The organism is Mycolicibacterium chengduense, assembly GCF_033741155.1.
GTDB lineage: Bacteria > Actinomycetota > Actinomycetes > Mycobacteriales > Mycobacteriaceae > Mycobacterium.
Window position 1 is genome coordinate 225,828 of sequence record NZ_JAWQNH010000007.1, and the last position, 19,378, is coordinate 245,205.

The following is a 19,378-nucleotide window of genomic DNA, read 5'->3' on the forward strand; positions in this document are numbered from 1 at the left end:
CCGTTCCTGTGACTGTGCTCAGTCGCGCCGGAACGCCGTATCGACCACTTCCCGGTCGGCGGACGGCGGGTCACCGGTGAAATCGAGGACAACCTCGTCGAAGGTGCCGCCGGTGAACGGGAACGGCGAGGTGAACGCCGCCGACACGGAATAGGTCACGGCCCGACCCGCCGACACGGTCTGCATGATGTCCAGGCCCGCCATACGCATACCGGTGTCCGAACCCGCCACCTCCTCGTCGACCACCAGCGTGACATCACCGATCATGTCCAGGGTGCCCTCGACCGCGCCGGTGCGGGTGTAGCGCACCTCGAAGACGTGCCGGCCCAGGGGAATCCGTGCCGCCGACGTGACCGCTTGTTCCTGCCCTGCGGCACTGCACGCGTAGTGCAGGTGTCCGTCGGCCAGGTACAGCGCCTGCCCGCCCGTCCGGCTGCCCTGCGAGAACAGCACACCCTCCGCATCCGGTCGCTCGAGCGATACCGCAACCCGCAACGTGAACGACCGGCCGCGCACCAAGCCCCGGAACGCGGTGTGCCCGGCCGGGACGCCCGGGTGGAACACCGCCTGTGTCACCGGCTCGCCGATATTGGCGGCGGCCCGCTGGACGATTTCCTGAACGCTCAGATCGACCAGCGGATAGGCCTGGTATTTCTGGGCCTGCTCATGCCACAGTGCCTTCAGGTCGGCCAACTTGTCCGGGTGCTCGCCGGACAGGTCATGGATCTGACTGCGGTCGGCTTCGATGTGGAACAGCTCCCAGCGATCCCGGTCGAATGCGGCCCAGCCGCGCGGACCTGCCGCCGTCGGTGGGTGCACGGTGCCGGCGAACCAGCCCTCATGCCAGATCCCGCGGGTACCCAGCATCGAGTAGAACTGGGTGTCCTTCGGCGTTGGTTCAGCCGGATCGGCAAGTGCGGCCGCGAAACTCGTTCCCTCCAGCGGTCGCTGGGCGATCCCGTTGACCGTCGTGACATCACCGATGCCGAGTAGCTCGTACACGGTCGGGGTGACGTCGCTGACATGCGCGTAGTGGTCGCGGACGGCGCCGCCGCCTGGCAGTCCGGCCGGCCAGGAGATGATGCACGGGTCGGCGATCCCGCCCTCATGGGAGGCGTACCGCTTGAACAGTTTGTACGGGGTGTTGAACGCCATGGCCCAACCGTTCGGATAGTTCATAGCCGTGCCGGGGCCGCCGAGTTCGCCGAACCGGCGCAATCCGTCTTCGGTGGTGTCGGAGCCGCCCAGCATCGGGACGGATTCGTCCAGCGTGCCGTTGGGACCACCCTCGCCACTGGCCCCGTTGTCGGACATCACGACCACGATGGTGTTGTCCAGTTGCCCGGTTTGCTCCAGATAATCGAGAATCCGGCCGATCTGGGCATCGGTATAGGACAGGAATCCGGCGAACACCTCAGCCATCCGGCACGACACGAGTTTCTCGTCATCGGACAACGAATCCCAGGGCCGGACATTCTCGTTGGCCGGCCACGGGATCCCGTCCGGGCTGGTGGCGTCGGCGTACGGATTCATCGGGGACAGCTCGGTTTCCGGCGGCAGCAGGCCGAGCGCCTTCTGGTTGGCCAGCGCCGTCTCGCGGTAGCGTTCGTATCCCATGTCGAAAGCGCCCCGGTAGCGGTCGGCCCACTCGGCGGCCACCTGGTGCGGGGAGTGGCCGGCCCCCGGGCACAGATACATGAACCACGGCTTGTCCGGTGCCGCCGCACGGTGATCCCGCAGGAACCCGATGGCGTTGTCCGCCAGGTCTTTCGACAGGTGGTAGCCCTGTTCGGGGCTGGCCGGCGGATCGATCGGGTCGTTGTCCCGGACCAGGGTGGGATACCACTGGTCGGTCATCCCGTCGAGGAAGCCATAGAACCTGTCGAACCCGCGGCGCAGCGGCCAGTATCGTCGTGAGCCCGCGGCCTGGCAGTCCTCGATCGGCGCCAGGTGCCATTTGCCGACGGCGTAAGTGGACCACCCGCGTTCGGAGAGCACCTCGGACAACAATGCGGTCTCGGCGGGGATCCGGCCATGGTGACCGGGAAAACCGTCAGCCAGGTTGAGCACCGACGCCACCCCGACACTGGTCGGATTGCGTCCGGTCAACAGCGCGGCACGGGTCGGGGAACACAATGCAGTGGTGTGGAATTGCGTCAGCCGCAGCCCCCGGCCGGCGATCCTGGCGATATTGGGCATCTGCACCAGGCCGCCGTAGCAGTCCCAGGTGGCGATACCGATGTCGTCCCACAACAGGTACAGCACATTGGGTGCACCCGACGGTGCCGCCGCCTCGCGGAACGCCGCCCAGTCCGGGGTGGATTCCCTGACGTCGGTGGCCACGACACCCTCGAAACTCCGCCTGGCAGACATGGTCAGATCCCCGCGCCGGGGTTGAGGATGCCGGCTGGATCCAGCGCCGTCTTGATCCGTCGGTTCAATTCCATTGCCTCCGGTCCGATCTGGCCGGCCAGCCACGGCCGTTTGAGGCGGCCCACCCCATGCTCACCGGTGATGGTGCCGCCCAGCGTCACGGCCAGATCCATGATCTCGCCGAACGCGAGGTCGGCTCGCCGCGCCATGTCGGCGTCGGCGGGATCGAACACGATCAGCGGATGGGTGTTGCCGTCGCCGGCGTGCGCGATCACCGAGATCATCACCTGGCGGTCCGCCGCGATCTTCTCGATCCCCGCCGCCAGGTCGGCCAGCGCGGGCAGCGGCACTCCGACATCCTCCAGCAGCAGGGTGCCCTTGGCCTCCACCGCGGGGATCGCGTAGCGGCGGGCCGCGACGAATGCCTCACCCTCCTGCGGGTCCGACGTCGAAAAGACCTCGGTGGCACCGCTATCGGTGAACACCTGCGCCATGAACTGGGCGTCCTCGGCCCCGGCAGGCCCACGTTCGTCGGAGGCGGCCACCATCATCGCCGCGGCGTTGCGGTCCAACCCCATCTTCAGCTTGTCCTCGACGGCGTTGATGGCGACCGAATCCATGAACTCCAGCATCGACGGGCGGATCTTGCCGGTGATGGTCACCACCGCATCGGCCGCCGCCGCCACGGAATCGAAGGACGCCACCACCGTGCACGGACCATGCTGGGCGGGAAGCAATTTCAGCGTCACCTCGGTGACGACTCCCAGCGTGCCCTCACTGCCCACGAAGAGTTTGGTCAGACTGAGCCCGGCGACATCCTTCAGTCGGGGACCGCCGAGGCGCACTGCGGTACCGTCGGCCAGCACCACCTGCAGGCCCAGCACGTAGTCGGTGGTCACGCCGTACTTCACACAGCACAGCCCACCGGCGTTGGTGGCGATGTTGCCACCGATGCTGCAGATCTCGAACGACGACGGGTCCGGCGGATACCACAACCCGTGCGCGGCGACGGCCTTCTTCACCTCCGCGTTGAGCAGTCCGGGCTGCACGACGGCGGTGCGGGTGGCCGTGTCGACCGTGATATCGCGCATCCGTTCGGTGGACAGCACGATGCCACCGTCGATGGCGGTAGCGCCGCCCGAGAGGCCCGTTCCGGCACCGCGCGGCACCACCGCGACACCGTGTCCGCTGGCCCAACGCAACACCGTCTGCACCTCCTCGGTGCGGGTGGGCCGGACCACCGCCAATGCGGTCCCCGCGTCGGGGTCGGCGGCGCGGTCCTGCCGGTAGGAGGCGACGATATCGGGATCGGTGACCACGGTGCCCTCGGGCAGTGCCGCGATCAGGCTGTCCAGCGGGGAGCTCACCGGGCCAGTGTATGGCCGGCGTCACCACCGGAAGACCTATTGTGGGCGCCGCCTGCGCCGTCGCCAGAGTTCGGCCAGCTCCTCGCGGCTGGACGTTCCGGTCTTTTGCATGGCCCGGTAGACGTGTCCCTCGACCGTGCGGGCGGACAGGTGCAACCGTTCGGCGATCTCCTTGTTGAGCAGTTCGACCGCGATGAGTGCGACCACCTCACACTCGCGCTCGGTCAGGGGCAGCGGTTCGGCGGCCTGCTCCAGGGCCGGAGTGATCACCCCGGTGTGTTCGGCCAGCGCCTCGGCCCGCACCGAGCAGTTCAGCGCCGACCCGCGGCGGCCCCGGCCGCGATGGTAGATGGCGGCGTGGGCAGCGGCGTCCACGGCCGCGGCCAGGTCGCCCATCGCCTCGAAAGCCTCTGATACAGAGGCCAATTCATGGGTGTCTTCGTCACGCAGCGCGGCGGCGAACCGGGCAGCCAGGCCGGACCGTGGGCCTTCGGTCAGCCCGGCCAGCTCGGCCAGCCGGTCGGCGTGCTCGTGGGCGCCGAACTGGGTGGCCACCTGCAGGCACATCACCTCGGCGGAGAACTGGCCGTTGGCCGCCGCCGTCTTGGCAGCCACCGCGAGGATGCCGACCGCCTCGCTCACCACCCCCTGCCCGGCGGCCACCCAGGCCCGCCCGATACTGCGTTCGTAGGACAGCGACCGGAACGGCCGCTCCAGCGCGTCGATCTCGTCGAGGATGGCGGCTGCATCGGTGACCCGGCCGTGCATGGCCAGGGCGGTGGCCCGCACCACGTTGTAGCGGTAACCCCAACCGGTGGAGTGATGGGCCGCGAACGCCACCGCCGCCTGCTCGAGCAACCTGCAGGCGTCATGTAGCCGGCCGGTGCCCAGCGCGGCCCGGCCGGCGATCGCCGCACCGAGCGCATGCGCGACACCGGGAAGCTCGGCGGACTGGGCGCGAATGCGTTCGACCAGCGGGTCGATGTCGGTCAACCGTCCCGCCAACACCAAGGCGCCGAGCTCGGCGTCTGCGATGTTGAAGCGCATGTGCGGGGCGTCATGGCCGCGCATCGCGGCGGCGTAGCCGGTCTCCGCGGTCTTCAGGGCATCCGATGTCCGGCCGGCATCGCCGGTGACCGCCGTGAGTGCGAACGCAGTCTCGGCGGCTACCACGTCGGGCAGTTCGGGCACGCTGATGGCCTTGGCAGCTTCCAGCGCGGCGGCCGGCCGGTCCGTGGCGAACCAGTAGATGACCAGGAAGGCATCGATCCAGCTGCGGCCGTCGGGGCCGACCGACACCGCGTCGACCAGCGCCTTGGCTTCGTCCGGGCGGGACAGCGCCCACAACAGGTTGGTGGCCCGCAGATAGGTGAACCGGGCGCGGTCGCGGTCGTCCCACTCCTGCGCGCTCAGCTCGGCCAGCGCGCGTTCGGCCTCCGCACCACGAAAGGACCACGACAACGCGTGGGCGTGCAAAAAGTGCGCGTCCGCCCCGGCGCCGCCGGCGATGGCTGCCTCGGCCAGCCGGCTGGCCAGCTGCAGATCGGCCAGCCAGATAGCGCCCTTGGCCGCGCGCACCAGCAGGTCGGTATCGGGCGGCAGGTCGGAGTCCAGGCTCAGGCTGGCGCGGCGCACCACCACGCGCAGGTCGTCTCGATCGGGCCCCGCGGCCAGTTCGGTGGCCACCAGACCGCGCAGCCTGCGCAGTGTCGTCGACGGCGCCCGCGTCCGGCGGATCTCCCCGTAGAGCGGATGGGCCACCCGCGCCTGCACACCGGAATCGTAGGGGGCCACGCTGATCAGGCCGCGGATATTGGCTTCCTCGACCGACTCCGGATCGGTGATGCGCTGCAGGGTGGCCAGTTCGATGGGTTCGCCGACGGCAAGCAGGTCGACGACGGTGCCGACCGCGGGCGGCAGGTCCCCGAATCGCGAGTCGATGAGCTCGACCAGGCTGGTGGGCAGCACCGGCTCGCCCACCCATTGCCAGCATCCGGCGCACTGCTGCAAGCGGCCGTCGGCCAGTTCCTGCTCGACGATATTGCGCAGGTACAACACGTTGCCGCGGGTGAGCGTCCAGAGCCGACCGGCCGCGTCGGGGTCGACCGGGCCCTGCAGAGCCGCGGCCAGCAGGTCCGCGGACTCCTGCCGGGCCAGGGGCTGCAGGTCGAGGCGAGCGAAGGCCCGATCGTCGGTGTCCTTCCAGAGCTCCCGGACACTCTCGGGGATCCCGGATCCGTCACTGCCGTCTCGTACCGTGAGCACCACTTTGGCGGCACGCCACTGCACGACCTGGTGCAGCACGAAGACCGACAGATCGTCGAGCAGGTGCGCGTCGTCGACGGCGACGATGACGCCCCGCCCGGCGGGGGCCGCGGTCACCGCCTCGATCACGCTGTGCACCAACCTGAGCCGGTCGTCGTCGGCCGATCTGGTCCAGGCCGTGAAAGCGCCCAACGGGATGTCGCGCGCCGACGTGGTGCCGACGATCCAGCGGTATTCGCTGCCCTGCAGTGCGTCACGGACCAGGCGGCTCTTACCGACACCGGCCGGGCCGCGCACCACCACGCCTGCGGTGTCGCGGGCCGAGATTCCGGCACGGATGGCCCCGATCTCCGCGGAGCGGCCCGTCAACGGCCAGGTCAAGCGCACCTATGCAGCGTAAGAGCGGCCGTGCAGAAAGCCCAGCGTTATATCGGATTCCGCCGCGTCACGCGGGCCGGTCGAGTTCGCGCAGCGACGGCAGCGCGACGGCGACGACGCCGATCGCCAGCATCGGCAACGACAGCGCCAGGAAGGTGGCGTGCAATCCGGCCGAGTCGGCCAGCGGGCCGGCGAGCAACAGACCCAGCGGGCCCGCGGCGTAGGCCAACGAACCCATCACGCCGACCACGCGGCCGCGCAGGTGCTGCGGGGCCCGGGTCTGCATGACGTAGTTGTAGATCGGCGCGATCGGCCCGTAGACGAAACCGACGACGGCGCACAGCACCAGGATCACCGGCAGCGGGGGCAGGAACGCCACGATCGTCATGGCCACCCCGAGGGTGATCACCGCGATGAGCATCGTGGTGCGCCGCTTCAGGAACTTGGACATCACCGCGTATCCCAGCGCGCCGACCAGACCGCCCACCGACAGCGCCATCAGCACCCAACCCAGCTGCGCCGGCTCGTTGCGGTCGGTGAAGTACTTGGGGAACAGCACGCTTTCCATCGGCATGTACAGCCCGGTGGCGGTCAGGTCGATGATCGCCAAGGTGCGCAACACCTTGGTGTTCCACACGAAGGACAGGCCTTCGACGACACCCGAGAGCACCCCGTCGGGCAACGATTCGCGGTCCGGTGGGCCCGCGCCCTCCAGCCGCAGGGCTCCGATGGCCAGGATGGACAACCCGAACGTCGCCGCGGTGACCCACATCGTGTTGATCCCGCCGAGGGTGGTGATGAGCAGGCCGCCGATGCCGGGCCCGACGATGTAGGCGAGGTTGAACGCCGCCTCGTACACGCTGTTGGCATGGTCGAGGGTCCAGCCGGCGCGCTTGGCGGCCTCGGGCAGCATCGATTCACGCGCAGTCATGCCGGCGGGGTCGAAGGCGGCGCCCAGCGCGGCCAGGCCGGCCAGCACGGCGACATTGATCACCTGCGCGCCGAAGCTCAGGGCGAGCACCGGCACGGCGATGACCGACAGCGCGGACAGGCCGTCGGCGATTATCGACACCCGGCGGCGGCCGAGATAGTCGACCGCGGTACCCGCGATCAGGGTGGACGCCAGCAGCGGCAGCGTTCCTGCCATTGCCACCACCGAGGCATCGAGCGCAGATCCGTTGCGTTGCAGCACAAGCCACGGGAAGGCGATCATCGATATGCCGTTGCCCGACCCCGCGGCCAGCGCTGCGAAAAGGATCAGCAGCGCGGGGCCGCGGTGACGTATGTTCATGGTGTATCGCGGCAGAATCTAACAGCGCCGTGCGATCCTCGACCACCGAATTTCAGAGAGGATGGCTGCGTGACCGACAGGCTTCCCCATCCGCGCACCGGCCGGCTGTTCCCGTCGCCGGTGCCGGCGGGGACGGGATGGCCGGGGGACCGGGCCACACCCGGCACGCCCGTCGCCGTGGACGCCGACTCCGTGTCCGCGCTGGCGGCCGCAACCGGCACCGTCGCCGAACTCGACGCGGCGGTCACGGTCTGCAAGGCGTGCCCACGCCTGGTCACCTGGCGGGAGGAGGTTGCGGTCACCAAGCGCCGGTCCTTCGCCGACGAGCCGTACTGGGGACGTCCGGTGGCCGGTTGGGGTGCCGCCCGGCCCCGGGTGCTGGTGGTCGGCCTGGCACCCGCGGCCAACGGTGCCAACCGCACCGGCCGGGTGTTCACCGGAGACCGGTCCGGAGATCAGTTGTTCGCGGCGATGCACCGCGCCGGCCTGGTCAGTTCGGGCTACAGCGTCGACGCCGCCGACGGAATGCGGGCCAACGGGGTGCGGATCGTGGCCCCGGTGCGCTGCGCCCCGCCCGCCAACAAACCGACACCGCAGGAGCGGTCGACCTGCGCGCCGTGGCTGCATGCGGAATGGCGGCTGGTGGCGCCGTACGTGCGGGTGGTGGTGGCGCTGGGTACCTTCGCCTGGCAGACCGCGGTGACGCTGCTGGCCGGCGAGTGGGACGGGCAACCGAAGCCGGTGTTCGGTCATGGCGTGGCGGTGCCGCTGGCATCGGGGCGCGTGCTGTTGGGCTGTTACCACCCCAGTCAGCAGAACATGTTCACCGGTCGGTTGACGCCGGCCATGCTCGACGACGTTTTCTTGGCGGCGCGGGAACGATCCGGCGTCGCACCGCGTTGACGCCCACGTGCGGCTTTCAGTTCTCGACCTCGTTCCCGTTCGCTCCGACCAGTCCACAGCCGACGCCCTGGCGGCCACCGCATCGCTGGCCAAGACCGCCGACCGGCTGGGTTTCACCAGGTACTGGGTGGCCGAGCACCACAACATGGCCGCCGTGGCGGCCACCAGCCCACCGGTGCTGATCGCCTACCTGGCCGCGCAGACCTCGACCATCAGGCTGGGTTCGGGCGGGGTGATGCTGCCCAATCACGCACCGCTGGCGGTGGCCGAGCAGTTCGCGCTGCTCGAGGCGGCGGCGCCGGGACGGATCGATCTGGGCATCGGCCGCGCGCCGGGGTCGGACCCGGTGACGTCGGTGGCGCTGCGGGGTGCCGCCGGGCGCGATGATTCGGATATCGAACGATTTCCGCAGTACCTCGACGATGTCGCCGCCCTGATGGGTGCCCGCGGCGTCCGGGTCGAACTGACCAGGGGCGGGCTGCTGCAGCAGCAGGATTACGTGCTCAAGGCCACCCCGAACGCGGCCAGCGAGCCGCGGTTGTGGCTGCTCGGCTCCTCGATGTACTCGGCGCACCTGGCTGCTGCCAAGGGTTTGCCCTACGTCTTCGCCAACCACTTCAGCGGTCAGGGCACCGCCGAGGCGCTGGCCGCCTACCGTGCCGAATTTCGGCCCAGCGCAGAGCTTTCCGAGCCTTTGACGTTCCTCACCGTGAATGCGTCGGTGGCGCCGACCCGCGCCGAGGCACAGGATCTGCTACTGCCCAATCTGCAGATGATGGGCCGGCTGCGCACCGGGCGGCCGCTGGGGCCGCTGGACCTGGTGGAGGATGCGCTCGCGGCCACCATCTCGGCGCAGGAGCAGCTGATCGTGGATTCTGGCCGGGCCCGCACCGTGGTGGGTGAACCGGCCGAGGCCGCGGATCAGATCCGGTCCCTGGCAGAGCAATTCGATGTGGACGAGGTGATGATCAGCCCGGTCGGATCGGCATACCGGGGCACGCCGTCGGCGACCGCCCCGGCCAGGGAGACCACGCTGGAGCTGCTGGCCAAAGAGCTGCTCTGAGTTCAGTTCCGCGGCGTCAGCGCGACGATCGGGATGGGCCTGCTGGTCTTCTTCTGATACGCCTCGTAGCGGTTGGCGTTGTTGCGGTTCACCAGCTGCCACAGTCGCGCGTAATCCGGGTCGTCCGGAAGGATGGGCCGAGCGGTGACCGCCAAACGCGTTGTCCCGACATTGATCTCGACGTCCGGATGGGCCCTGAGGTTGTGATACCAGCCCGGCGAGCGCGGCGCCCCGCCCATCGACGCCACCACCAGGTAGTCCTTGCCGTCCCGGGCGTAGCTCAGGGTGTTGATGCGTGGTTGCCCGGTCTTGGCCCCGACCGTGTGCAACAACAGGCTGTTCGGCATTCCGGGGATGCGGTGTCCGATCAGGCCGTTGGTCTTCTGATACAGCAAGTCGTGCAGGTGCAGGACCCGCAGGCCGACCTGCTCGATCGGCGACAGATGTGTCATGACCTCAATCCTGCGCGGTTTCGTCCAGGTTCGCCAACGCCGCACGTAACAGCCGTGCCGACGCCGCACGATCCGGATCGCGGCGCAGCACCATGCCTTTCGCGAACGACAATTTGTCACCGGTGCGCCGCGGCACCACGTGCAGGTGCAGGTGGAACACCGTCTGGAACGCGGCCTTACCGTCGTTGATCGCGATATTGTTGCCGTCGGCGTGCAGGCCGGACAGCCGCGCGGCCTTGGCGATCCGCTGCCCGAGCACCGCCAGACCGGCAACGGTGTCCGGCGGCGTGTCGGTCAGGTCCACGGTGTGCCGCTTCGGGATCACCAGGGTGTGCCCGCGGGTGAACGGCCGGATATCGAGGAAGGCGAGATACTCGTCGTCCTCGTGGATCCGCAGTGCGGGGGCCTCCCCGGCGACGATCGAGCAGAACACGCAGGCCATCCCGCCACGTTAGCTGCCCGTCTTCAGGCGTTGGCGGACGCCCATTCGGCCAGCCGGCGTTCCTGCTCTTCGGGGGTGATGTCTTCGACGCGGGTCAGCACTGTCCAGCGCCGGCCGAACGGGTCGACGATCGAGGCGAATCGGTCGCCGGTGACGAAGGTCTGTAGCGGTTCACGGACGGTTGCGCCGGCGTCAACGGCACGCGCCACCACCGTGTCGGCGTCGGCGCAGTACAGCCCGATCGACTCGGTGGCGAAGGCGCCGCGTTCGGGGGCGGCCAGCTGGTAGGCGTCCTGCGGATCGCCGAGCTGCAGGCGGCCTGCGCCGAAGTCGAGTTCGGCGTGTGTGACGGTCCCGTTCGGCCCGTCCATCCGGCTGACCAGTGTGGCGCCGAAAACATCGACATAGAAGTCGATCGCCGCTGCGGCACCGTCGACGCAGAGGAACGGGGTCAGGCTGGAGTATCCCTGGGGGATCGGTGTGCTGCTCATGCCGTCAGTTTCGTAGCCTTGCGGTCATGGCGGCTTGGAAAAACACGCCAGCGCCGGTGCGCGGCGTGGTGGGCCGGGCGGGCAGTGTCTCGGCCTTCGAGCTGCGGCGCTGGCCGCCGTCGGCGGCGGCCGGCCGGTTTGTCGAACACTTCTGGTCGGTGCGGTGGGACCGGCGCCTCGAGGGTCCCTTCGACAGCACGGTGATCACGTTCCCGGCGCTGCACCTGACCCGGGAATGGGGTGAAGACGGTGTCCGGCATGGCTTCCCGTTGCCGGCCACCCTGGTGCACGGCGTGGTGCCGAAGGTCTTCCGCACCACCATCCGCGAGTGCGGCACGGTGGTGGGTGCCCGGTTCCTGCCCGGTGGTTTCACGGCCCGGTTCGGTCGGGACGCTGCGCAGCTGACGGGTCTGGTGCAGCCGGTCGACGACGAATTCTTGGGTGAGGCAATCGAATTCGACGATGATGACGACGCCGTGCGGACTCGCTTGGACGTGGCGATCGGAGCCTTCGACGGGCCGTTGGACCCGGTCTACGAGCGGCTGACCGCGCTGGTGGCGCGAATGCAGGCCGATCCCGGCCTGCACAAGGTGTCACAGGTGATGGCGCTGTCGCCGTGGAGCGTGCGGACCACACAGCGGATCTTTGCCCACTACGTTGGCGTCCCGGTGAAATGGGTGCTGTGTCGCTACCGGTTGCAGCAGGCGGCGCTGGAGATCGAGAGCACGGCCGGCGTCGACCTCGCCGACCTGGCCACTCGGCTGGGCTGGTACGACCAGGCGCATTTCAGCAATGACTTCCGCGCCATGCTGGGCTGCACACCCGGCGAGTACGCCACCATGCACGGACCCGGGGCGCTACCGTTGCGCCAATGAGTGATATCGCGTTCGCCGGCGCGGCCGAGCACGCCCGCATGCTGGCCGCCGGAACAATCACCGCGCCGGATCTGCTGCAGCACTTCCTGGACCGGATCGCGCTCATCGATCTCGAAATTCGCTCCTATCGAGTGGTTCTCGCCGAATCCGCGCGGGCCGAAGCGGCCGCGGCGCAGGCCCGGCTGGACGCGGGGGAGCGGCTGCCATTGCTCGGCGTGCCCGTCGCGATCAAGGACGACACCGATATCGCGGGCCAGGTGACCAGCTACGGCAGCAGTGCGAACGGCCCCGCGGTGGCCGCCGATGCCGAGGTGGTGCGTCGACTGCGGGCGGCGGGTGCGGTGATCCTGGGCAAGACGGCGGTGCCGGAGATGATGATCTGGCCGTTCACCGAGACCCTCACCTACGGCGCGACGCGCAACCCGTGGAATAGCGACTTCGCCCCCGGCGGCAGCAGCGGCGGCAGCGGTGCGGCGGTCGCCGCGGGCCTCGCGTCGATCGCGCTGGGATCAGACGGCATGGGGTCCATCCGGATACCGTCCACCTGGTGCGGGCTGTTCGGGATCAAGCCCCAGCGGGATCGGGTTCCGACGGCGCCGCACGAGAACTCATGGTGCGGACTGGTGGTGAACGGGCCGCTCGCCCGCACGGTCGAGGATGCCGCGCTGTTCCTCGACGCCACCGCGCCGGGCCATGATTTCGTGACCGCGGCGGCGCGCCAGCCGAGCCGGCTGCGGATCGCGGTGAGCCGCAAGGTGCCGCCGTTGGTGACTGCGCGGGTGGGTGCCGCGCAGCGGGCGGCGGTGGCCGATGCCGCCGCTGTGCTGCGGGAACTGGGACATCACGTCGTCGAGCGTGACCCGGATTATCCGCTGGGTGCGGTGTACGGACACGCGCTGCCGCGGTACTTCCGCGGCGTGTACGACGACGTCCGCGCGCTACCGCACCCGGACCGGCTCGATTCCCGGACAAGGGCTTTCGCCCGGATCGGTGGGCTGATCCCGCAGCGTCGGATGGAGGCCATCCTGGCGGCCGAACCGGCCATCGCAGCGCGCGTGCTGTCCATTTTCGACGAGGTCGACGTCGTCATCACGCCGGGGGCGGCCACCGGGCCGTCCCGCATCGGTGCCTACCAGCGCCGGGGCGCGATCTCGACGCTGGCCCGGGTGGCCGGCCGGGTGCCGTTCCAGGCCATGTGCAATGTCACCGGACAACCCGCCGCGGTGGTGCCGTGGGGTGTGGACCGCGATGGGATCCCGATGTCGATCCAATTGATGGGCCGCCCGTTCGACGAGGCGACGCTGCTGTCGTTGAGCGCCCAGCTCGAGACGGCGCGACCCTGGTCGGATCGGCGCCCGCCGGTGCAGACTGTGTCCCATGGGTCTATTCGGTAGCGCGGGCGGTGCGGGTCTGAACCGCTCGGCGCGCGTCGGGTGTGTGGTGATTGCCCACCTCCGAGCGACTTTTCAGCGACAACCGAATCCTCTTGTGGGACTGCCGTTGTGGATGAATCCGCGGTTGTGGATAACTGCGGAAGATGTCGGTGGTCCGTACTAGTGTTCGATGCATGGAGGTTGTGGGCGATCTGATCGGGGTGCTCGACACGCTGTCGGACACGTCCTTCGACGACGCCTCGATCGCCGAGTTGCTGGAGATCCAGACCGTGTTGGAACAGGTCCACCGCCGGGTGCCGGCCATCCAGCATCGGGTGTTGGCCGCGCTCATAGCTCAAGCCGGTCCGGCCGATCTGGGGGCGCGCAGCTGGGCTGACGCACTGGGCATCCGATTGCGTCTGTCCAACAAGGAAGCCCACCACCGCCTGACCGAAGCGCAGCTGCTGGCCCCGCGCCGCACCGTGACCGGGCAGCCACAGGATCCGGTGTATCCGGCAACCTCGGCCGCGCAAGCCCGCGGTGCCATCACCGCCGAACATATCCGGATCATCACCAAGACTCTGAAGAAACTCCCGGCAGGCGTGGACGGGCCGACGCGCGCCGATGCGGAGGCGCAGCTGGCCACCTACGCCACGGCGCATGACCCCGACACTCTGCGCCGGCTGGCCAAACACCTGCTCGAGGTCCTCGACCCCGACGGCCCCGAACCGAACGACGATGACGCTGCCACGCGCCGGCAGGACCGTCGTAACTTCGTGCTGGGCCCGCAGGACAAGGACGGCAACAGCGATTTCCACGGCACCATCACCCCGGAAGGCCGGGCCTACCTGGAACCGATGCTGGGCAAGCTGGCCGGTCCTGGCATGTGCAATCCCGAGGACGAGATCCCCTGTACGAAGGGCACCCCGTCGCAGCAGGCGATCGATGCCGACACCCGCACACTGGGGCAGCGTCAGCATGACGCGTTGATCACGGTGGCGCGCAACGCATTGGCATCGGGGGAGTTGGGTCAGCACAACGGGTTGCCGGTGACGGTGGTGCTGGGAGCTACGTTGGCCGAGTTCGAGGAAATCACCGGGCAGGCGGTCACCGCGGGTGGGTCGCGGGTGCCGATGGGTGATGTGATCCGGATGGCGGCCCATGCCTGGTGGTGTGTGGCGGTGTTCGACGACGTGACCGGCCGGCCATTGCATTTCGGGCGTACGCGCCGCTGCGCCAGCCCAGATCAGCGTCTGGTGTTGACCTACCGGCATCGCGGGTGCACGTTCCCCGGTTGCCGGGTGCCCGCCTACGGCTGCCAGGTCCACCACGCGAAGAGCGACTTCGCCCGCGACGGGCATACCGACATCGAGGAACTCGTGTTGGCCTGCGGCCCGCACAACCGACTGGTCGGTGACGGCCGCTGGACCACTGTCATCGCCAAAGATGGTTCCGTCGAATGGATCCCGCCCGCCAGCCTGGACACGGGCCAAGCCCGCACCAACGCCTACCACCACCCGGAAGTGGTCGTGGGCGACAGGAATCCCGGCCGGACGCCCAGGCCGGATGCGCCGCCGGGTACGGCCGCGTGATCAGCGCGCCTCGACCTCGGCCTTGATCCGGTTGAGGGTGGTCGTCATGTCCCGGATGTTGCGCCGGGTCCGGAGCTGACCGCCGAAGAGGCCGAACACGGTGTCCAGCAACCCGGGCGTCATCCGGAACGACTCGGTGACGTCGGTGCCCGCGCCCGCGGGCGCCAGGGCGTAATGCCAATTGTTGACCGGTCGATTCCCGGCCAGCACCTCGAAACCGAACTCGCGGCCCGGTTCACAGGCGGTGACGCGGCAGATGGTCCAGTAGATCGGCCCGATCTCATTGCGCTTGACGTGACCGCGGAACCTCGCGCCCAGCGCGGGCCCGGTGGCACCGTCGAGCCACTCGGACTCGAACACCTCCGGAGAGTACTTCGGAGTATTGCGGATATCGGAGATCAGGTTCCACACCTGGTCTGCGGGTGCGTCCATGTGCACGGTCACCGAAGCTTGCATGGCGCGATCCTAGTCGGCCAGGGCTGGTCGCCAAGCGGCCAGTTTGTCGGCGTAGCGCATGGTCTGAGCCGGGCTGGTGGATGGCAGCCGCTGCGCCGGGACGTCCGGAGTGCCGATCAGGCGCCGGTAGTTGGTCTCGGCGGCCGCCCCGTTGAACACCATCCGTTCGATCGTCGGGTGACGTTCCAGGAACCCTGCGAAGTCGTTGGGCACCATGCTCTCGGGTCGCACCGCCGAGTCGAGACTGCCCTGGCGCACACACGAACGCAGCACATCCCACACCGCGATGCCGTGGTCCAACAGCCCCGCGACCCGAGCGGGGTAGGGCGCCTGCGCGTCGAAGCCGATGACCTCGGCGGTGATCCGCCAGAACGCGTTGCGTGGGTTGCCGTAATACTCACCGGCGGCCAGTGACATCGCGCTGGGCATATTGCCGCAGATCAGCAGCCTGGCGCCGGGCCCGATCAGCGGCGGCAGTCCGAGCAGCACGTCGGTCATTCCCCAGACTGTCGCATACCGCTACCTTGACGTCGTGGACTCCCCAGATTTCGCCGACCTGCTCGACGGCCTCGAGGGCGACGCGCGTGCCGAACGGGCCGAGCTGATCCCGTGGTTGTTGGAGCGCGGTATCACCGTCGAACAGATCCGGGATTCCTACGCACCGCTGCTGTTGGTGTCCCGTCGGGTGCTCGGTGACGACGGCAGGCTGGTCTCGGCACGGCAAATCAGCCAAACGTACGGCGTGCATCCGGACCTGGTCGGTCATATCCAACGGGCCATCGGGGTGCCGCAGTCCGACGATCCGGACGCGCCCGTGCATCCCGCCGTCGATGCCGAGGTGTTCACCTACGTCAAGCGGTTCGTCGACCTGGGCTTCGACGAGGAACGGATCGTCGCGGTGGTCCGGGTGATCGCCGACGGTTTGGCGAAAACAGCTGATGCGCTGAGGTTTACGGCTCTATCGGAGATGATGGCGACCGGTGGTGCCACCGAACTGGATATCGCCAAATCGTCGGAGCAGCTGCTGCTGGCCGCCCAGCCGTTGCTCGGGCCCATGATCCAGGACATGCTGCGGCTGCAGCTGCGGCACACCATGGACACCGAGGCCGTCACCGCGGGGGAGCGCGCCGCCGGCTTGCCGTTGCCCGGGGCCCGTCCGGTGGCGGTCGCATTCGCCGACCTGGTCGGCTTCACCCGGCTCGGCGAGGCCGTGCCGCCGGAGGAACTGGAGGACCTCGCCCGCCGGCTGGTCGACCTGACCCGGGACATGGTCGTCCCACCCGTGCGCTTCGTCAAATCCATCGGCGACGCCGTGATGCTGGTCAGTCCCGATCCCGCGCCGCTGCTGTCCACCATGTTGGCGCTCGTCGACGCCACCGAGGCCGGGGACGACTTCCTGCGACTGCGCGCCGGTGTGGCCACCGGCTTGGCCGTCAACCGCAGCGGCGACTGGTTCGGCAGCCCGGTCAACCTGGCCAGCCGGATCACCGGCGTGGCCAGGCCGGGCTCGGTGCTGGTGTCCGAGGCCGTCCATGACGCTATCGGTGACGACGCGGGGTTCGAGTGGTCCTTCGCCGGCGCGCGGCGCCTCAAAGGCATCAAAGACGAGACCAAACTGTTCCGGGCGCGGTCAACGGACCGGTGAAAAGCGGCGCAGCCGAAGGCTGTTCGTCACCACGAACACCGAGCTGAATGCCATCGCGGCACCCGCGATCAGCGGATTCAGCAGCCCCAATGCCGCCAGTGGCAACGCGGCGACGTTGTAGGCGAACGCCCAGAACAGATTGCCCTTGATGGTGCGCAGGGTGGCCCGGGACAACCGAATCGCATCGGCGGCTGCCCGCAGGTCACCGCGAACCAGCGTCAGGTCCGATGCCTCGATCGCGACGTCGGTGCCGGTGCCCATCGCCAATCCCAGGTCGGCCTGCGCCAGCGCGGCGGCGTCGTTCACACCATCACCGACCATCGCCACCACCGCACCGTTGGACTGCAGCCGCTTTATCTCGGCCACCTTGCCGGCGGGCAGCACCTCGGCCACCACGTGCGCGATACCGAGTTGCGCCGCAACGGCTTCCGCAGCTCCGCGGTTGTCACCGGTCAGCAGCACCGGGGTCAAACCGAGGGCGCGGAACTGGTCGATCGCCTCGGCAGCGCTGTCCTTGACGGTGTCCGAGACGATGATCACCGCGCGGATGCGCTCGTCGGCGGCGAACCAGACCGGTGTCCGGCCCTCGGCCTCGGCTGCCTCGGCCACCGTGCGCAGTTGGGCGGGCACCGGCAACTCCAGCCAGGAGGCCCGGCCCGCGGCGACGGCCCGGCCCTCGACCTCGCCGGTCACCCCGAGCCCGCCGTGATTCTCGAACCCGGTCACCGTCGGCAACGCAGCACCGGCGTACTCGGCGATCGCCCTGGCGATCGGGTGTTCCGAGGCGTGCTCCAAAGCGCCTGCCAGCCGGACGATGTCGGCGTCGGATTCCCCGGCGGCGACGTGCACGCCGACCACCGACATCTGGCCGGTGGTCACCGTACCGGTCTTGTCCAGCACCACGGTGTCCACGCGGCGGGTCGACTCGAGCACCTGCGGGCCCTTGATCAGGATGCCGAGTTGGGCGCCGCGGCCGGTGCCCACCAGCAACGCGGTCGGCGTCGCCAAGCCCAGCGCGCACGGGCACGCGATGATCAGCACCGCAACGGCGGCGGTGAACGCCGCGGCCACCGAGTGTCCGGTGAGCAGCCACCCGGCCAGTGTCAGCACGGCCAAACCGAAGACGATCGGCACGAAGATTGCCGACACCCGATCGGCCAGCCGCTGCACCTCGGCCTTACCGCTCTGGGCCTCGCTGACCAGGCGAGCCATCTGGGCCAGTTGGGTGTCGGCGCCGACGTGCGTCGCCCGTACCTCAAGGCGACCACCGACATTGACGGTGGCGCCGACCACGGGAGCGCCGGGACCGACCTCGACCGGCACCGGCTCTCCGGTCAGCATGGCAGCGTCGACGGCCGACGTGCCGGCCGTGACGATGCCGTCGGTGGCGATCTTCTCCCCGGGCCGCACCACGAACACGTCACCGACAGCCAGTTGGGCGATCGGAATTCGCACCTCGCTCGCCCCGGTATTTTTCCCCGTCGCTTCGCTCGCCCCGGTGCGCAGTACCGCGACGTCCTTGGCGCCCATATCCAGCAGCGCCCGCAGGGCGGCACCGGACTTGCGCTTGGCCCGCGCTTCGAAATACCGCCCGGTGAGCAGGAAAGTGGTGACGGCCGCGGCGACCTCCAGGTACAGGTGTGGCGCACCCCCGCGAGACACCCACTCGAAGGGCATCTTCATGCCGGGCATCCCGGCATGGGTGAAGAACAGTGCCCACACCGACCAGAGGTACGCCGCGGTAACGCCCACCGAGATCAGCGTGTCCATGGTCGCCGCACGGTGCCGTAGGTTGGTCCACGCCGCCCGGTGGAAGGGCCACGCGCCCCACACCACGACCGGCGAGGCCAGCGTGAAGGCCAGCCATTGCCAGTTGACGAACTGCAACACCGGGATCATCGACAGGGCAACCACCGGCACGCTCAGCGCGGCGCTGACCAGGACCCGTTGCCGCCACCCGTCGGCCTCGTCGGGTTCGGGCGTCGCGGTCGGCTCCGGGGTGGGCAGCGTCGCGGTGTACCCCGTCGCTGCCACCGCGGCGACCAGCTCGTCGGGGCTGACGGTATCGGGGAAGTCGACGCGGGCCTGCTCGGTGGCGAAGTTGACGGTGGCGTGGACGCCGTCGATCCGGTTGAGCCGCTTCTCGATTCGCGCCGCGCAGGATGCACACGTCATACCGCCGACATCGAGGGTCAGCGTGCTCATGCCGCACTCGAGACGTCGTAGCCGCAGTCCTCGATGGCCGCGGTGACGGTAGCGGGGTCGGCTGTGCCGGTCACCGTGACCGTGCCGGCCGCGAGGTCGACGGCGACGGAGGCGACGCCGGGCAGCGGCTGTACCGCGGCGGTGATCGCCGATACGCAGTGACCGCAGCTCATACCCTCAACACGGAGAACAATGTTCATACGCCCA

Annotated in this window: 17 protein-coding genes; 6 read left to right on the top strand and 11 right to left on the bottom strand. The window is 69.1% G+C overall.

What is annotated here, in order from left to right; all coding sequences use genetic code 11:
• Positions 1-18: 18 nt before the first annotated feature.
• From SBI67_RS25450 to tap, 4 genes are read right to left on the bottom strand one after another with little or no spacing between them, the layout of a single operon-like run.
• Positions 19-2,373 (bottom strand): arylsulfatase, encoded by a 2,355-nt coding sequence (locus SBI67_RS25450; protein WP_318983245.1) that lies wholly within the window; start codon positions 2,371-2,373, stop codon positions 19-21.
• Between the two features lie 2 nt (positions 2,374-2,375).
• Entirely contained in the window at positions 2,376-3,740 is a 1,365-nt protein-coding gene (locus SBI67_RS25455) for an FAD-binding oxidoreductase (protein WP_318983246.1), read from the bottom strand.
• 36 nt (positions 3,741-3,776) lie between these two features.
• Positions 3,777-6,392 carry a LuxR C-terminal-related transcriptional regulator gene (locus SBI67_RS25460; protein ID WP_318983247.1) on the bottom strand — a complete coding sequence of 872 codons (2,616 nt, stop codon included), beginning with the start codon at positions 6,390-6,392 and terminating at the stop codon, positions 3,777-3,779.
• 58 nt (positions 6,393-6,450) lie between these two features.
• Entirely contained in the window at positions 6,451-7,674 is a 1,224-nt protein-coding gene (gene tap, locus SBI67_RS25465) for a multidrug efflux MFS transporter Tap (protein ID WP_318983248.1), read from the bottom strand.
• 69 nt (positions 7,675-7,743) lie between these two features.
• Here tap and SBI67_RS25470 point away from each other — a divergent pair, with 69 nt between their 5' ends.
• On the top strand, positions 7,744-8,577 hold the full coding sequence (locus SBI67_RS25470; RefSeq protein WP_318983249.1) for a uracil-DNA glycosylase: 834 nt from the start codon (positions 7,744-7,746) through the stop codon (positions 8,575-8,577).
• A 7-nt stretch (positions 8,578-8,584) separates the two neighbouring features.
• Positions 8,585-9,640: an LLM class flavin-dependent oxidoreductase gene (locus SBI67_RS25475; RefSeq protein WP_318983250.1), complete on the top strand. Its 1,056-nt coding sequence runs from the start codon at positions 8,585-8,587 to the stop codon at positions 9,638-9,640.
• Positions 9,641-9,642: 2 nt separating this feature from the next.
• Here SBI67_RS25475 and SBI67_RS25480 read toward each other — a convergent pair whose 3' ends face one another.
• From SBI67_RS25480 to SBI67_RS25490, 3 genes are read right to left on the bottom strand one after another with little or no spacing between them, the layout of a single operon-like run.
• Positions 9,643-10,092: a nitroreductase family deazaflavin-dependent oxidoreductase gene (locus SBI67_RS25480; RefSeq protein WP_318983251.1), complete on the bottom strand. Its 450-nt coding sequence runs from the start codon at positions 10,090-10,092 to the stop codon at positions 9,643-9,645.
• Positions 10,093-10,096: 4 nt separating this feature from the next.
• The gene (locus SBI67_RS25485) at positions 10,097-10,534 is read right to left on the bottom strand and encodes an HIT family protein (RefSeq protein ID WP_318983252.1); all 438 of its coding nucleotides are present in this window, start codon (positions 10,532-10,534) and stop codon (positions 10,097-10,099) included.
• Between the two features lie 23 nt (positions 10,535-10,557).
• Entirely contained in the window at positions 10,558-11,025 is a 468-nt protein-coding gene (locus tag SBI67_RS25490) for a VOC family protein (protein ID WP_318983253.1), read from the bottom strand.
• A gap of 26 nt (positions 11,026-11,051) precedes the next feature.
• Here SBI67_RS25490 and SBI67_RS25495 point away from each other — a divergent pair, with 26 nt between their 5' ends.
• From SBI67_RS25495 to SBI67_RS25505, 3 genes are all read left to right on the top strand, one after another.
• A complete protein-coding gene (locus tag SBI67_RS25495; protein WP_318983254.1) occupies positions 11,052-11,900 on the top strand; it encodes a helix-turn-helix domain-containing protein in 849 nt (282 codons plus the stop codon).
• A complete protein-coding gene (locus tag SBI67_RS25500) occupies positions 11,897-13,294 on the top strand; it encodes an amidase (protein WP_318983255.1) in 1,398 nt (465 codons plus the stop codon). Before SBI67_RS25495 ends, SBI67_RS25500 begins: the two co-directional genes overlap by 4 nt.
• Positions 13,295-13,467: 173 nt before the next feature.
• A complete protein-coding gene (locus SBI67_RS25505) occupies positions 13,468-14,865 on the top strand; it encodes an HNH endonuclease signature motif containing protein (protein ID WP_318983256.1) in 1,398 nt (465 codons plus the stop codon).
• Here the strand turns inward: SBI67_RS25505 and SBI67_RS25510 are convergent, their stop codons facing one another.
• Together SBI67_RS25510 and SBI67_RS25515 are read right to left on the bottom strand one after the other, a co-directional pair.
• A complete protein-coding gene (locus SBI67_RS25510; RefSeq protein ID WP_318983257.1) occupies positions 14,866-15,321 on the bottom strand; it encodes an SRPBCC family protein in 456 nt (151 codons plus the stop codon).
• 9 nt (positions 15,322-15,330) lie between these two features.
• Entirely contained in the window at positions 15,331-15,819 is a 489-nt protein-coding gene (locus SBI67_RS25515) for a DNA-deoxyinosine glycosylase (protein ID WP_318983258.1), read from the bottom strand.
• Between the two features lie 34 nt (positions 15,820-15,853).
• On the opposite strand from SBI67_RS25515, the gene SBI67_RS25520 reads away from it, so the two are divergent.
• Complete coding sequence (locus tag SBI67_RS25520; protein WP_318983259.1) at positions 15,854-16,966, top strand: adenylate/guanylate cyclase domain-containing protein; 1,113 nt, start codon at positions 15,854-15,856, stop codon at positions 16,964-16,966.
• Here the strand turns inward: SBI67_RS25520 and SBI67_RS25525 are convergent.
• Positions 16,952-19,171 (bottom strand): heavy metal translocating P-type ATPase, encoded by a 2,220-nt coding sequence (locus SBI67_RS25525; RefSeq protein ID WP_318983260.1) that lies wholly within the window; start codon positions 19,169-19,171, stop codon positions 16,952-16,954. The genes SBI67_RS25520 and SBI67_RS25525 overlap by 15 nt on opposite strands.
• Positions 19,168-19,371, bottom strand: coding sequence for a cation transporter (locus SBI67_RS25530; protein WP_318983261.1), 204 nt, complete (start codon positions 19,369-19,371; stop codon positions 19,168-19,170). The genes SBI67_RS25525 and SBI67_RS25530 overlap by 4 nt, the downstream gene beginning before the upstream one ends.
• Positions 19,372-19,378 lie beyond the last annotated feature (7 nt).

What these genes read in the sequence shown, in the direction of transcription:
- SBI67_RS25450 (WP_318983245.1), bottom strand. Translation starts at nt 2,373, where the DNA reads ATGTCTGCCAGGCGGAGTTTCGAGGGTGTCGTGGCCACCGACGTCAGG.
- tap (WP_318983248.1), bottom strand. Translation starts at nt 7,674, where the DNA reads ATGAACATACGTCACCGCGGCCCCGCGCTGCTGATCCTTTTCGCAGCG.
- SBI67_RS25480 (WP_318983251.1), bottom strand. Translation starts at nt 10,092, where the DNA reads ATGACACATCTGTCGCCGATCGAGCAGGTCGGCCTGCGGGTCCTGCAC.
- SBI67_RS25485 (WP_318983252.1), bottom strand. Translation starts at nt 10,534, where the DNA reads ATGGCCTGCGTGTTCTGCTCGATCGTCGCCGGGGAGGCCCCCGCACTG.
- SBI67_RS25490 (WP_318983253.1), bottom strand. Translation starts at nt 11,025, where the DNA reads ATGAGCAGCACACCGATCCCCCAGGGATACTCCAGCCTGACCCCGTTC.
- SBI67_RS25495 (WP_318983254.1), top strand. Translation starts at nt 11,052, where the DNA reads ATGGCGGCTTGGAAAAACACGCCAGCGCCGGTGCGCGGCGTGGTGGGC.
- SBI67_RS25500 (WP_318983255.1), top strand. Translation starts at nt 11,897, where the DNA reads ATGAGTGATATCGCGTTCGCCGGCGCGGCCGAGCACGCCCGCATGCTG.
- SBI67_RS25505 (WP_318983256.1), top strand. Translation starts at nt 13,468, where the DNA reads ATGGAGGTTGTGGGCGATCTGATCGGGGTGCTCGACACGCTGTCGGAC.
- SBI67_RS25510 (WP_318983257.1), bottom strand. Translation starts at nt 15,321, where the DNA reads ATGCAAGCTTCGGTGACCGTGCACATGGACGCACCCGCAGACCAGGTG.
- SBI67_RS25515 (WP_318983258.1), bottom strand. Translation starts at nt 15,819, where the DNA reads ATGACCGACGTGCTGCTCGGACTGCCGCCGCTGATCGGGCCCGGCGCC.
- SBI67_RS25525 (WP_318983260.1), bottom strand. Translation starts at nt 19,171, where the DNA reads ATGAGCACGCTGACCCTCGATGTCGGCGGTATGACGTGTGCATCCTGC.
- SBI67_RS25530 (WP_318983261.1), bottom strand. Translation starts at nt 19,371, where the DNA reads ATGAACATTGTTCTCCGTGTTGAGGGTATGAGCTGCGGTCACTGCGTA.